Annotated in this window: 15 protein-coding genes; 2 read left to right on the top strand and 13 right to left on the bottom strand. The window is 44.1% G+C overall.

The window, feature by feature from the left end:
* The 4 genes from IH879_09175 to dinB form a co-directional block, all read right to left on the bottom strand.
* A partial coding sequence (locus IH879_09175; protein MCH7675112.1) for a VCBS repeat-containing protein occupies nt 1–596 on the bottom strand: 596 nt, incomplete at its 3' end.
* A 95-nt stretch (nt 597–691) separates the two neighbouring features.
* The gene (locus IH879_09170; GenBank protein ID MCH7675111.1) at nt 692–1441 is read right to left on the bottom strand and encodes a hypothetical protein; all 750 of its coding nucleotides are present in this window, start codon (nt 1439–1441) and stop codon (nt 692–694) included.
* Nucleotides 1442–1459: 18 nt separating this feature from the next.
* Complete coding sequence (locus IH879_09165; protein ID MCH7675110.1) at nt 1460–2095, bottom strand: polysaccharide biosynthesis/export family protein; 636 nt, start codon at nt 2093–2095, stop codon at nt 1460–1462.
* 202 nt (nt 2096–2297) lie between these two features.
* Nucleotides 2298–3494, bottom strand: coding sequence for a DNA polymerase IV (gene dinB / locus IH879_09160; protein ID MCH7675109.1), 1197 nt, complete (start codon nt 3492–3494; stop codon nt 2298–2300).
* Nucleotides 3495–3770: 276 nt separating this feature from the next.
* Here dinB and IH879_09155 point away from each other — a divergent pair, with 276 nt between their 5' ends.
* Nucleotides 3771–4145 carry an STAS domain-containing protein gene (locus tag IH879_09155; protein ID MCH7675108.1) on the top strand — a complete coding sequence of 125 codons (375 nt, stop codon included), beginning with the start codon at nt 3771–3773 and terminating at the stop codon, nt 4143–4145.
* 448 nt (nt 4146–4593) lie between these two features.
* Here the strand turns inward: IH879_09155 and IH879_09150 are convergent, their stop codons facing one another.
* The 9 genes from IH879_09150 to IH879_09110 all read right to left on the bottom strand — a co-directional run bounded on the left by IH879_09150 (nt 4594) and on the right by IH879_09110 (nt 14336).
* Nucleotides 4594–5829: a 2-isopropylmalate synthase gene (locus IH879_09150; GenBank protein MCH7675107.1), complete on the bottom strand. Its 1236-nt coding sequence runs from the start codon at nt 5827–5829 to the stop codon at nt 4594–4596.
* Nucleotides 5830–5847: 18 nt separating this feature from the next.
* The gene (locus tag IH879_09145) at nt 5848–6630 is read right to left on the bottom strand and encodes an enoyl-CoA hydratase/isomerase family protein (GenBank protein ID MCH7675106.1); all 783 of its coding nucleotides are present in this window, start codon (nt 6628–6630) and stop codon (nt 5848–5850) included.
* Between the two features lie 86 nt (nt 6631–6716).
* Nucleotides 6717–7601, bottom strand: a complete 885-nt coding sequence (locus IH879_09140) for a 3-hydroxybutyryl-CoA dehydrogenase (protein ID MCH7675105.1) — start codon at nt 7599–7601, stop codon at nt 6717–6719.
* Nucleotides 7602–8260: 659 nt separating this feature from the next.
* Entirely contained in the window at nt 8261–9445 is a 1185-nt protein-coding gene (locus IH879_09135) for an acetyl-CoA C-acetyltransferase (protein MCH7675104.1), read from the bottom strand.
* Between the two features lie 156 nt (nt 9446–9601).
* A complete protein-coding gene (locus IH879_09130; GenBank protein MCH7675103.1) occupies nt 9602–10102 on the bottom strand; it encodes a 3-isopropylmalate dehydratase small subunit in 501 nt (166 codons plus the stop codon).
* A gap of 154 nt (nt 10103–10256) precedes the next feature.
* Nucleotides 10257–10757 (bottom strand): cyclic pyranopterin monophosphate synthase MoaC, encoded by a 501-nt coding sequence (moaC, locus tag IH879_09125; protein ID MCH7675102.1) that lies wholly within the window; start codon nt 10755–10757, stop codon nt 10257–10259.
* An 84-nt stretch (nt 10758–10841) separates the two neighbouring features.
* The gene (locus tag IH879_09120) at nt 10842–11966 is read right to left on the bottom strand and encodes a glutamate--cysteine ligase (GenBank protein ID MCH7675101.1); all 1125 of its coding nucleotides are present in this window, start codon (nt 11964–11966) and stop codon (nt 10842–10844) included.
* A gap of 256 nt (nt 11967–12222) precedes the next feature.
* Complete coding sequence (locus tag IH879_09115; protein MCH7675100.1) at nt 12223–13890, bottom strand: M28 family peptidase; 1668 nt, start codon at nt 13888–13890, stop codon at nt 12223–12225.
* Between the two features lie 221 nt (nt 13891–14111).
* Nucleotides 14112–14336: a hypothetical protein gene (locus IH879_09110; GenBank protein ID MCH7675099.1), complete on the bottom strand. Its 225-nt coding sequence runs from the start codon at nt 14334–14336 to the stop codon at nt 14112–14114.
* A gap of 19 nt (nt 14337–14355) precedes the next feature.
* Between IH879_09110 and IH879_09105 the strand changes: the two genes are divergently transcribed.
* Nucleotides 14356–14686: tetratricopeptide repeat protein (locus tag IH879_09105; GenBank protein MCH7675098.1), on the top strand; the 331-nt coding region annotated here is incomplete at its 3' end.

Genomic DNA, 14686 nt, shown 5'->3' with positions numbered 1-14686 from the left:
GGATAGGTCAACACAGTTGTAAAACTCCCATTCCCCTGATTTTTGAGTACGGAAATATTATTGGATGTATTATTTGCAACAATTATATCCATATCACCGTCTGCATCAATATCAGCCACAGTTAAGCCCCGCGGATTTGATTCGACTGTGTATGTATCAGCCAGATCAAATCCACCGCGTTGATTGTTCTTAAAAACACTTACACTATTTTCCGCACTGTTGGCAACGACGAAATCAGTATAAACATCGTTGTTGAACTCACCAACCGCAAGCGCAAGCGGATCTTTCCCTACAGCGTAATTCGTTGCATCTAACTCATAATTCCCGTCTCCTAATAATGGTGCGATTGCAAATCGCCAACTGTACCCACCTGCCAAAGGAATTGAATTCCCTTCAGTTCTTATATCTTCTGTCAGAACCACCTGCACCTTTTCACCAAATACAAAATTTGCGTCGGGATTTAATGTCACTGTATTTGTTCCGCTGTTATATGAAATCACACCGCTATGTTTTCCAGAAACTTCACCAAATGCTCTAAAACTTGTATTTTCTATTGTACCAGATTGCATCTGCGTATTAAATGTCAATGTTCCCATTTACTCCAGGGAATGTCCGCTGCCGGAAAAAAGGTGGTTTGAAAGTTTCGATGGTTCAAATACTGCTTTGTTAAGGGGTAATTTCGTTGTGAAGCCTAAGCTGCAGCTAGTTCCATGACGGGCAACTTAAGTACTCCCAATTCAGCACGGACATCGCTCACATCATCATGGTGACCTTGTCTTTGGCTCCGAAGTAACAAAACGATGGGTCGCAAAAATTTCGCTAGAACAAAAGCGTCAATGCAGTCGCGATAAGGCGGAGAATTAACCAAAATATAATCAAACTCATATTTGAGCCTATCAATTAATTCATTAAACTTTGTTGACATCAAAAGCCTAACCGAGTTGCCTACTGAATGGCCGCTTTTTATAAAATATATATTCTTATGCCTGCTTTCATTTATTATCCTATCGAGTCCAACATTTCCAGCGACATAATCACCCACGCCGGCACCAGATGGTAAGTCAAAAAAGCTTTGAGAGCCGACGGCTCTAAAATTACAATCCAGCATAAGTATTCGATTTCCAGACCGAGACAAAATTTTTGCGAAATCAATAATATGATTCGAACTTCCGGCTTTTGCCGCAGGTGTATTAAAAAGAATCACCCGGGATTGCCTTGCGGGATCTAATTTGGCTAAGTTGTCATAAAACATATCCAAATGAGGAAGCACCTCGTGATCCCCGCACCTCACTTTGGCATCGGACAAATCGTCAGGGGCGGAATGAGTGTCTGCCAAACTTACTTCTAACTCATTAGATGCTTTTAAATAATCCAAATCATTATAAGGACCCTTTTGTAAAGAACCCTCACAAAACAAGTGCAGACTAGGCAAAGTATTCATTTTATTACTAAGCATTGTTTATATCAATTTTCGGTTTTTCTTCTTAGAAGTCTTGGACTCCATGATAAACACAACATCATAAGGCGCTAACTTAAAGTTTCTTTTTAGTTGTTTAGCGCCTATTTTTTTACCTATCTCAAATTTATACATTTTCACACCTTCTTCACCTCGATTGCGAAAGACAAATATTTCATAACTACCTTTAGATTTATCTTTCAACCCTCCGGCCAAAAGAATTCCCTGAACAATGGTAAGATCTTTTTTGAACTTGACCATGCCGGGTTTTTTTATGTGTCCACCGACGTAAATCGAAAATTTTGATGACTCATGAACTTTCACTTGCAGACCAGGCGATGCCAACATTTTACCGTATTTTTTCATCAGGTTTTGTCTGAGCTCGCTTATTGTCAAATCTTTGACCTGCAATTCTTCAAGGTCTTGAAATGAGGTTTTACCGTCCGGCCCAACGATCACAGTCTGATCGAAATCCGGGTAATAATCAAATTTAATTTCAAGAACATCTCCATGGCGAACCTGATATTCGTTGGCATTCAAACGCCTGTGATTAACAAGTTTATCCGAACAGGCCATAAAAAAATTTGAAACGGCAAGTCCTAAAATAACAACGGCGGGATTAATTTTGATTTTTGGCATCTCCATCTCCTCTGGTTGGCGGTTATTTCACCTCCTGAATGGCAATGGATATGCCAGAGTTTTCTAATCGTGGTAAAAAGTAAATTGGAGAAGAAAAATCAAATACTTAGCCCCATTGTAATAAATGGTTTTAGCTATCTCAAAAAATAAAAAAATGTCATATAAAAAAAAACTGTCTCATGGATGGACACTACACTGGTGTTTAATGTGGGCCTTTAAACTGAGGCTTAGTTTTATCAAGTAGCGAGGCACGCTTAACTGCACCTTCGCCATACTTATCTTGCAGCGAATCCAATAATTTGGTCATCTTGGCATCCAAAGGCGCTTCCTGCTCAAATAGGCCGAGCTGCTCTCCTGAAACCGAGTTGAGCTGTGACACACCGATTCCCAACAAGCGGACTTTCATATTTTTTTTGTTAAATTTCTTGTAGAGGCCGATAGCCACCCCTTTCAAGATTTGGGTTGAATCGACAAAATCGGACAGGGTCTTGCTGCGGGTAAACGTAGAAAAATCTTCAAGCCGGATCTTTAGCGTTACAGTTCTTCCCTTTAATTTGCTTTTGCGCATCAATCTGGACAAAGACTCGGCAAGACCAAGCAGTGTTTTATGAATAGCTTCTTCGTCACCGGTGTCTTCGTCAAAAGTAGTCTCCTGGCTGATCGATTTCTGCGTCTCCCAGGGTTTCACGGATCTAGGGTCTATTCCATTGGCGAGTCTCCAGAGGGCACTCCCCCACTTACCAAATCTTCGACTCAAATCCTGCTCTGGCATGTGAGCAATTTGTCCAATTGTCTCAATGTCCATTTGCTTTAAAGCCGCTTCTGTTTTTTTCCCTACTCCCCAAAGCCTTGAAATCGGAAGAGACTTAAGAAATTCCTTCTCCTCACCTTCTTTTACCACCACAAAGCCGTCAGGCTTCTCCAAATCTGATGCTACTTTTGCCAGGAACTTATTAGGTGCAATTCCAATGGAAGCAACCAGCCCAAGGTCGTCGTAAATTCGCTTTTTAATTTGATGGCCTATTTTTTCAGCGCTGCCAAATAGAGCAAGGCTTTTAGTGATATCAAGGAAAGCTTCATCAATACTTATTTTCTCGATAACCGGTGTGAATTCATTTAATGTGGCAATCAGCTGGCGGGAAATTTCCGAGTAGCGCTCATAGCGTCCGCGCAAGTAAACAGCGTGCGGGCAGCGTTGATACGCCAGCGAAATAGGCAGGGCCGAATGAACGCCGTATTTTCTGGCTTCGTAGCTGGCAGTGGCGACCACCCCGCGCCCAGCTCCACCCTTTGGATCTGCACCTACAATCACCGGCTTTCCACGATACTGTGGAAAATCCAATTGTTCAACAGCCGCAAAAAATGCGTCCATATCCAAATGCAGGATCCGGCGGCTCATCCCTTAAAGGATCTCTGCTTCTCGTCAGCGCCGAGTTTAAAAATACTTTGAACAAACCGAGTGACCCTTAAAAACATATAAGATTTATGCAATTTCACGGACCGTTAGTGTCTTAGTTTATTGCGCTCGTTTACTATTCTCGCACAAAGTTAAGCGAAAATTGTATAAAAACGCAAGTTCTTTCTTGGTATTTTTACCTAAAAAACTTGTATTTTATACTCAAATAACTTAGTTTGCTGTACTTAATTTTTAAAGTTTAAATTCAAAATTTGTTACATGAACTCTGCTGAAGAAACAGTTTCTCAAAAACCGATATCAGTTATCAGGGTAGGTGGGTATATTGAGTTTACAACTTCCGATGAGCTGGACAAAGTCATCGAATCACTTATAAAAACAAAATCCTATAATATTATCATAGATCTGGAAAATGTAGGTTACATTAGCAGTCGCGGCTGGAGTATATTTCTGAGTAAGATTAAAGAAATTCGGGAACATGACGGCGACTTAAAACTAACCAGAATGGCGCCTGACGTTTTTGAAGTCTTTAAAGTGTTGGAGTTTTTTTGGTTTTTAAGCGTTTATGACACAATCGAAGAAGCTATTTCTGACTTTGATCATGGTGTCCCACCTTTATTAGGTGGAGGACAATAAAGCTAACTCGTAAAGAATCAAGGTAACGTATAATAATAGAGAGAAAACCAGCAAAAGCTTTACTCTCAGACGCCCCCAAAATATCACCCGATTCTTATTAACTAAAAAAAATACCAGGCAGGTGCCCGTCAATATGCATTTTACGGTCAGGAACGGGATTGGCCCCAGCTGCAAAAAAAAATCCATAAACGGATTCAATTCACTCCCCCCCAAACTAATTAACTTTAAAGTAAAAATTGCGTCCGTTACCGATAGAATTAGGGTGACCAAAACACTTAAAACCGACGAAAAGCTATAGAGATCAACATAAGGCTGGGTCAGACTGTCTTCGTCTCTGCGGATATTTTTCCTTTTTCCAAAAAGGCTGGAGGCGGTTAAAGGGGAGGTGGGTTTAGACCTGCGATTTTGTCTACGTCGATCGGAATGGGGTGGGTTCTGCATTAAGGTGTTAAGCTTTTCCCTCGATGATTTTGTAGATTTCTTCATCTCTAAGCAAACGATTTGAAGACTTCGCTTTCTTAAAAATTGCGTCTATCCATTCTCTTTTCGGCTCCAGGTTTCTTTTCTTTAGCCAGTAAATCACATTTGACTCACCGCTCATCGGCCCAATTTCAATGACCTGCTCGCAGCCAAACCATTCGGCTGGAACTCCCGAATAAACCCTATCGGCCAACCACTTGTCCCCCTTTTTTTCTGCTTTAATGACCGCAGCAGCATGAACACCCGTGCCGGTTCGAAATGCGTCTTCGCCAATAACCGGGTAGTTTGGTGGAATCGGCACATTCAGGGCTTCGGAAATTTTTTGGCAGTAGGTTTTAAGCCTCGATAAATCATTGTCGATCCAGCCGTTCAATTTACAGTTTGCTAAAATCAAATCTAAGGGAGTATTTCCAACTCTTTCTCCGACTCCAAGCGCACATCCATGTACGCGGTTTGCGCCGGCTTCAATAGCAGCGAAAGTGTTTGAAATCGCAAAACCACGATCCCGATGCCCGTGCCAATCGATCTTTATTTCTTCGCCGGTCGACTCAACTACTTCGCGAACAAACGTAACTAAATTCTTAACCCCCGTCGGGGTAATATGACCTACCGTATCGCAAACACAAACTCGCCTGGCGCCGGCGTTGATAGCAGTGGTGTAAAGCTTTCGAATATCATCCGGGTGTGCCCGAACGGTGTCTTCTGTAACGTACATTACAGGCAAACCTTGATTTACGGCAAATTTAACCGCTGCTTCCGTTTGGCGTACCAGGAAATCGATATCCCATTCTTCAGAATACTGGCGAATTGGACTAGAGCCAATAAACGTGCAGGCCTCAAGCGCTAAGCCGACCTTCTGGGAAATTTCCACAATCGGAACAACATCTGCTTCAACGGTTCTTGCGGCACAATTGCCGGTAATGTTCAGCTTTCCATCAACTATCGCTTTTGCCAGCCGGGTAACATCCTCAACCGCCCGTGGGCCTGCCGCTGGCAAACCCAAATTTGCCGCGTGAATCCCCAGGTCATCCATCAAATGTAAAATTTCAATTTTTTCCTCGATTGGCGGATCGGTTACAGATGGACACTGCAGGCCATCCCTGAGCGTTTCGTCGTCAAATTCGATGGGTGGGTCCGGCTGGAATCTGCTTTCATTGTGAAGATTCCAATCGTAGATCAAATCGCTTTCCTTAAACTCGGTCATAGATGATTCCTGAATGAGCTACTTGCCTTTAAAATCGGCTTTTCTCTTCTCGATAAAAGCTTGGGTGCCTTCTTTCATGTCTGCGGTTGAAAAACACAAACCAAACAAGTTAGACTCTAACTGCACACCTTGGTCTAAGCTTAATTCCAATCCATGGTTGACCGCCTCCAAACCGAGTTTTACAGCCACCGGGCCTTTGGTCATGATTGTTTTTAGAATTTTTTGCGCTGCGGCGATGAGTTCTTCCTGAGGAGTCACTTTGTTGACCAAACCAATTCGGTAGGCTTCCTGTGCGTCGATCATATTTCCCGTTAGAACCAGCTCAATCGCCCTGCCTTTGCCAACCAAACGGGGCAAACGCTGCGTACCGCCATTGCCCGGGATCAGTCCCAGGTTCACTTCCGGCTGGCCGAATTTTGCGTTTTCAGAAGCAACCCGCATGTGACAAGCCATTGCCAGCTCGCAGCCGCCCCCCAGGCAAAAGCCATTCACCGCAGCAATGACCGGCTTGGGGAAATGCTCGATGAAATGTAAAATTTCCTGACTCGCCAAAGAGAATTCTTTTGCACCAACTGGATCTTTTGTGGCAAGTTCTTTAATGTCCGCACCAGCAACAAAAGACTTTTCTCCCGCCCCGGTGATAATCACGCCGCCAATCTCATAGCCTTCTTTAACACTTGAAAATGCCGCGTGGATTTCCTGCATCGTCTGCCAATTGAGTGCGTTCAGCGCTTCCGGACGATTGACGGTTATGGTTGCTATTTTATCTTTGGTTTCAAACAGGATGTTTTTATAAGCCATTTATTCTCCTTAAAGCAATGGTTCCGAGTTTCGGGTTCTGGGTTGAAAATTTCCCACCTCGAAACTCGGAACTCGAAACTCTAAATCTATATCCCCAGATCATTCGGTACAGGCTTCTCGCCTGAATAATCGTAAAAACCCTTACCTGATTTTCGTCCATAGAAACCGGCTTGCACCATCTTTTTCAGAAGCGGCGGCGGCGCATACTGCTGTTCACGATATTCATCAAACATAATATTGGCAATATAATAAGTTGTATCAAGCCCGACAAAATCAAGCAGGGTCAACGGACCCATCGGGTAACCGCAGCCAAGGGTCATACCTTTATCGATGTCTTCAATTGAAGCTACGCCATTTTCGACGGCGCGAATTGCACCAATCAAGTAAGGCACCAAAAGGAGATTCACGACGAAACCAGAATTGTCTTTGCAGGCAATCGGCACCTTGCCAACCGATTTTGCAAATTCAAAAGCAGCGTCAAAAGTCTCTTGACTCGTTTGTATTGTGCGGACCACTTCTACCAATTTCATAATTGGCACAGGATTAAAAAAATGCAACCCGACAAATTTATCAGGTCGTTCTGTCGCGGCGGCCATTTCGGTAACGGTCAGAGATGAAGTGTTGCTCGCAAAAATCGTGGACGCGGAACATACTTTATCTAAAGTACCAAATGTCTCTTGCTTTAATTTGATATCTTCAGTGATTGCTTCAATTATCAAATCGCAGTCTTTTAAACCTTCTAATTGAATGGTGCCGCTTAGATTCTTTAAAGTCGCTGCCTTTTGTTCGGAAGTCAGTTTGCCTTTTTCGACGGACTTAGAAAGAAACCCATCGATTCGAGACAACCCTTTGTCCAGCAATTCCTGAGATACTTCTCGAACTACGGTTTCATAACCCGCAGCAGCCGCTACATGAGCAATGCCGGACCCCATCAAACCGGCGCCAATGACGCCTACCTTTTTTATTGCCATAAATCCTCCAAAATAATTATCACATTTAGAAAAGTTTCTCTTGCAAATAGTGGTGATCGATTCAACACCTACACCTCGTTGCTACAACGACTTCAGCCACGGATAAACACAGCGCGACGAAGTCGCAATCAAAAGATAAATTAACTTTAGCCACGGATTAACCCCGTTAGATAAGAGTTTTTAGGTTTTCTGTTTAGCTGATGTTTTTATCTAACGGGGTTAACACTGATTTGACACGGATAAATTGAGTTTAGACTATGAAACTGAAAAAACAAAATTATGAAATCGTTGGGTTGAGCGTTTCAATTTTACTTGTGGTGACTTATCAATATCAGAGCCTCTCAGTAACAGCTTTTTGAAAAAAAGTGGCTTCAAAAGTTAGATTTTAAATCAGTGTTTTATCAGTGTTCACCCCGTTAGATAAGAGTCTTTGATGTTTTCCGGTAAGTGGATATCTTTATCTAATGGGGTAAATCTGTGGCTAAATATCCTTGTTCACATAATTCCAGCCGAGAAAACTTTGCTAAAAAACACAATGTTGCAAGTTTGTAGTACGCAAGAAACACTGACTTTTTATAGGATTTTAAAAAAATAAAGTCCTAAAAAATCTGTGCTAATCAGTGGCTTTAAATTTTTTGTAATTTTCAGGTGAAGCTAAATCAAAAAGCCTCAACCACAACCGCCATGCCCTGGCCACCGCCGATGCAAGCAGAAGCCAAGCCATACTTTCCACCCCGGCGGCGCAGCTCATAAAGAATCGTTAAAGTTAACCGAACCCCCGTTGCGGCCAAAGGATGGCCGATTGCAATTGCGCCACCGTTTACGTTGGTTTTTTCTCTATCGAGGCCTAATTCTTTTTCAACAGCCAGGTATTGCGGTGAAAAAGCTTCGTTGATCTCTACCAAATCCATTTGCTCAACCGTCAATCCGGCTTTTTCCAGAGCAATCTTGCTGGCGTCCACCGGGCCGATGCCCATGATCGACGGTTCAACGCCGACATTTCCCCAGGAAACGAGCCGGCCCAGAGGTTTTAACCCTCTCTCTTCCGCTTTCGCCATCGAAGTTAAAACTAAAGCAGCAGCCCCGTCAACGATTCCGCTCGCATTTCCAGCCGAAACTGTACCGTCCTTTTTAAAATAAGCGGCAAGGTTGGCCAACCCTTCCAAAGTCGTCTCCGGACGCATATGTTCATCTTTTTCAAAAATGGTTGTCCCCTTTCTGCTTTTCAGCTCAACCGGCACAATTTCCTCTGCCATCCGTCCGGAATCCCAGGCTTTCTTTGCCCGCATTTGACTGGTGTGGGCAAAAATATCGGTCTCCTCACGGCTAATGCCGTACTTATCTGCTAAGTTCTCTGCGGTCATGGCCATCTGGCAGTCGCAGTACGGATCCAGCAACGCCTCCCACAAATAATCTTCCATCTTCCCTTGATTCAATCTCAGGCCCCAGCGGGCGCCGCGAATAATATGGGGCGCCTGACTCATACTTTCAGTTCCGCCGGTTAAAGCAAAGTCAGCTTCATCAAGCTTAATCATCCTTGCGCCCTGGACAATCGCTTCGAATCCCGAACCGCAAAGACGGTTCACGGTCAATGCCGGGACGGGAACGGGCACCCCGCTCTTCAAGCCAATGTGCCTGGCCATGTAAATCGCATCCGCGGAAGTTTGCAGCACGTTTCCAAAAACCACATGGTTTATGTCATCTGGTTTTACACCTGACTTCTCAAGTGCACCCCTAGCGACAATTGTACCCAAATCGATCGCACTTAAATCTTTCAAAGCACCGCCAAAAGTTCCAAAACCGGTTCTTACGCCCGATAAGAAAACAACATCATTTGCACTCATTTAAAACTCCTTGAAAGTTGAAATGGCCTTCTATTCGTAGTTCTAATGGTCTAAGCAGACATGAAGTACGTCAAACGTGAAATGTCAAACGTGAGATAATTATTGTGGCGTTTTAACGTCTCACGTTTCACTTTTCACATCTCACGTTTTCACTTCTCACGTTTCACTTGACAATCGATTTCTTACATAATTAACCATACCGCCCATATTCATAATTTCCTGCATGGTTTCCGGAAACGGCGCGCCTTGAAAAGTTTGGTTCTTCGTTTTATTAAAAATCTTACCCGACTCCAGATCGATTTCAAGGATATCATCAGCATCGGTTCCGGAAACGGCTTCCGGGCACTCAAGAATGGGCAAGCCGATATTTATGGCGTTTCGGTAAAAAATTCTCGCAAAATAATTAGCGACCACACAACCGACTTTTGCACCTTTAATTGCAATCGGCGCGTTTTCCCGTGAGCTGCCGCAGCCAAAATTATTTTCAGCCATCAAAATGTCGCCCGGCTGAACTTTGTTCACGAAGTCTTTATCCAAATCCTCTAAGCAATGGGCAGCCAGGTACTCTTCTTTGATGCTCACACAATGCCGTGCCGGAATAATCACATCCGTATCGATGTTGCTGCCGTATTTATGTACTTTTCCTTTGATTGTAATGCTCAAGTTATTTCTCCTTTGATTTTTGCAACTTTTTCTTGTCCAAAAGGATTATATGATAAGGAAAATTATGACCAAAATCAACACGAAAATCGGTGGCTTGATTTCCTCATTTTTTATGAGAGCATAGGTAGATTGTAAAAATCTTCGATTATTATTTATATTTCTTCACGGCAGACCTTTCAAACCTACCGCTCCTGCCGCCGCTCTTTTTAACCAAAAAAATGTCACCGATCGTCATTTTCTTATCGACCGCTTTACACATATCGTAAATTGTTAATGCTGCTACGGAAACTGCGGTAAGCGCCTCCATTTCCACACCGGTCTTGCCGACACAAACGACTCTACTTTCAATTTCAATCCCGCTTTCAGTTAAATTCAAATTGACTTCGATGTTGGTTAACAGCAAAGGATGGCACAGCGGGATCAGCTCGTGCGTCCTTTTTGCACCCATAATTCCGGCAATCCGCGCGACTTCCAAAGGATCGCCTTTTTTAAGATTGCCCTTTTTTATCAGGTCTAAAGCTTCTTCGGATACACGGACAAATCCACGCGCCACTGCCTCCCGCAAAGTGTCAGCTTTCGCCGAAACCTCAACCATTTTAGCCCGGCCTTTTTCATCGAAATGTGTTAGTTTTTGCTTTGATTCTGCCAATTGAGCTCTCCAAATTTGTTAGAAATAAAAAACCGGCCATTCAAAGTTGAAGGACCGGCATTAAAATCAAATCTATGAAAACTATTAAGCCACAATCTTTTTGTTTTCTCTTAATTCCTGCACAACCGCTTCCATCACTTTCTTATAGTCCCCTGTCTCCTCAAAAATCTTTCTTTGGCGTTTATAACTCGGACCGACTTTCATGATCTCTCGAATCTGCATCATGTCATCGTAGCTTCCCAACCGTTTGGAGACGGGTTCAAGTGTTTGCAGCAGTTCGTCAATCGCTTCGGTGAGGGGCTGGAGCGCCCCTTCCTCATCGATAATAATTTCCGAATCGATTGACCAGCGCGCCGCGCGCCATTTGTTTTCCCGGATAATCCAGTGGCGATGAACGGGCAAATACTGCCCTTCGTCGTATTGCTCGCCGAGCCAAACCACCAACGCCTGAATAAAAGCCGTGAGCGCAAACACTTCATCCAAAGTCGGTAAGCCGTCACAGACCCTAAGCTCTACAGTTCCAAACCCCGGATGCGGACGAATATCCCACCATACATCACGAACGCTTTCAATGGCTTTTGCGTTTACCAGCGTAATCATAAAACGCTGAAATTCCGCCCAATTTATAAGCCGGTACGGCAATCCCGCAGTTGGCAGGGTTTCAAATATTTTCACCCGAGTAGAAGCCAACCCTGAATCAGCAGCGTCAAAAAAGGGTGAGCTGGCAGACAAGGCCAAAAGGTGAGGGATAAATGTCGAAAGCGAATTGAAAATCGCAATGGCTTTTTCCCCGCTTGCAATCCCGACATGAACATGCAAACCGAAAATCATCAGCCGTCTCGCCGGCCATTGGCAGCGATCAATGAGCGCATGATAGCGCTCTATAGGGGTGATATCCTGCTCAGACCACTTGGCAAAAGGGTGTGTGCCCACGCAAGCCACTTCATATCCAAGCTGGTCGCAAAGTGAAAGGAGTGAATTTAATCGTTCCGTTAAATCCGTTCGAACAGCCGAAATATTAGTGCAAACATCCGTGTTTAATTCGATTGTGGATTGAATCAGCTCCGCCTTGACATGGTCGGGATCGTCGGTTTTTGCCAGAATCTGCTGGGCGCCGGAGACCAGGTTTTTTGTCTCCGGATCGAGGATCTGCAACTCTAATTCAACGCCGACAGTCGGATTGGGCGAACCATTGAAGTTGATTTTCATGCTCCCTCCTGAAGGATACAAGAATGAAAAAATTTAAAAAATATGAAAATCATTGTCAAATATTAAGAGTTTTAACCATTGGTTTTCCAAGCGCTGCGAAACCGCAACCAAATAATTCAGCCACGGATTTACACTGATTGACACGGATAAAACAACTTTAGTTGTAAGTCAAAAGAAGATAAGATTTAAAGCTTCATTTATTAAATCTGTGTTTTATCCGTGCAAATCCGTGGCTAAAAAAAACTCCCTTGGAAACCTAATTACTGGAATGCGCTGCCTCCTGCATATCCGCATCCCGTTTGGCTTTAAATTCAGTACCTTCTTTCCAATTAGGAAAAGTCGACTCCCTGCCCAGACGATACCCCAATCTGAAAAACAATCGCAAATCATCAACAGCCCCGGAAAGGTCCCAGTTTGGGTCGAACTCATCCGCAGGTTTGTGGTATCTTTCGGCGGTGTATTTATCCATTTGTTCCTGAGTCCACGCTTCACCGTGCTCAACATGGTCAATACCGTTATCGCAGTAGAGCGCAGGGATTCCCTCTTTGCCAAAACTAAAATGATCGGAGCGGTAAAAGTAACCCTTTTCAGGATTCGGATCCGGACGTACGTAGCGCTGCTGTTTTTTGGCTTCTTCTTCAAGATAATCATCCAATTCCGAATTGCCATAGCCGATGACTGTGATATCATTCATTTTTCCATAAACATTTAAGCCGTCCATATTGATCGCCGCGACGGTTTTGTTTCGCGGGTAAACCGGATTGCTGGCGTAGTACCGCGATCCCAGCAACCCATCTTCCTCGGCCGTTACTGCCAAAAAAACAATCGAGCGCGACACAGGATTGGGGAGGGTGCTAAAAGCCTCGGCCAATTCAATGAGACCTGCGGTTCCCGTGGCATTATCAAAAGCGCCGTTGTAAATCTGGTCTCCCTCAAGGTTGGGGTCTTTGCCCAGGTGATCCCAATGCGCCATGTAAAAAATATATTCATCCGCCCTTTCCTTACCGGGTAAAACAGCGATGACATTTTTAGAGCGGGAATGCCGGATATTATTGCTTAGATCCAGCGAGGCAGTGAGTCCCATAGGCACGGCTTTAAAATCGCGTGTCGGTGCTGCCTTTTTCAAATCTTCCAGATCGAGGCCGGCCTGCTCAAAAATCGAGCGCGTACTTTCGATGGTGAACCAGCCTTCGATTGCACAGCGGGACATGTTATTGTCATCACTCACCAGGTCAAATTGAGGACCCGACCAGCTGCCACTCACGACCTCCCAGGGATAGGATGCGGGTTTAGTTTCGTGAATGATAAACGCTCCTGCCGCCCCCTGCCGTGCGGCTTCTTCGTATTTATAAGTCCAGCGGCCATAATAGGTCATGGAATTGCCATTGAAAAGCGAGCTATCCTGAGTTGCAAACCCCGGGTCGTTGACCAGCATGACGACTGTTTTGCCGCGTACGTCCAGGCCTTCGTAGTCATTCCAATCATATTCCGGCGCAACCGTGCCGTACCCGACAAAAATCATCTCCGAATTTTTTATGGACGCTTTACCGACAATGCGCTTGGTCCAGGCCATATATTCGTTCGAATATCTGAATGTGCTGCTTTTACCTTTTCCTTCTATATTCAGTTTGCTGTCCGAATTGGAGGTGATTTCGACCAAAGGAACCTCCTGAAAAAAGCTGTCGCCGTTCCCGGGCTGCAAACCGAGCTTTTGAAATTCCGCTTTGAGAAAACTGATGGTCTTTTCTTCGCCTGGGGAAGATGGCTTACGCCCCTCAAATTCATCCGAGCTCAGCACCTGGACATCTGCGGATAAATCCTCGGCGGTAATACTGTTCAGAGCATTCGTTAATTCCCGGCTGTCACCGGCGCAGCCAAAACCAATTGCTATCAAAGTAATAAAGATAAACGATTTCCAAAACATGGTGCCTCCTTTAAAAACAGTTTAAGTTGGGATTTAAACTCAGGTTTGAATCCTTAGAAATTAGAATTGTTTTGTTAAAAGTCAAGGTAAAGATCTCGAGCAGCTTTCTTCCTATCTGAAATATGCATACATTCTTTAGCCACTGATTTGCACGGATTCAACACTGATAAAGTAGAACTCCGGATTTAAAAATTCGGGTTTCATTTGTGAAAATCCGTAGCTCAAAAAATTACTTCTTTTTTGGTTTTGGTTACTTTGAGCGGGGATTTATCCACTGCCTGCAAAGAGAGTATAGCAAGGCAATCAAGGACTTTGACGTAGTTAATGCTCATCACCCGGATTGGGCACGCAGCACCATCGTTCTCGAAGCCTATCATAATCGCGGCGTCGAAAGGATACAAAAGAAATCCTACCTGTAAAGCCGTCACGGATTTCAATCGAGCCATCGAAATCGATCCGGAACATTTGAGCTCATACTTGAATCGTGCCAGGGCGTATAAAAAACTCAAATCATACACGAAAGCTCTGAAGGACTTTGAACATTGCATTCAAAAGAATCCGGAATTCAAGGAGGCTTATTATCAGCGAGGCATACTGCACAGTGACCGCCGCCACTATGCAAAGGCGGCGATAGACTTTCGGGCGGCGCTCAAGCTCAGTCCCAAAGATACAAAACTGAGCTTTAAAGTAGCGGAGACTTATTACAAAGCGGGCAAATACAACAAGGCGATTGCTGAGTTTAATAAAGTCATTAAGCTGGATGGGCGCTATTTCTGGGCTTACTACTGGAAAGGCT

It is taken from the genome of candidate division KSB1 bacterium (assembly GCA_022562085.1).
Lineage (GTDB): Bacteria > Zhuqueibacterota > Zhuqueibacteria > Oceanimicrobiales > Oceanimicrobiaceae > Oceanimicrobium.
This window is presented reverse-complemented; position numbering and strand designations above follow the sequence as displayed.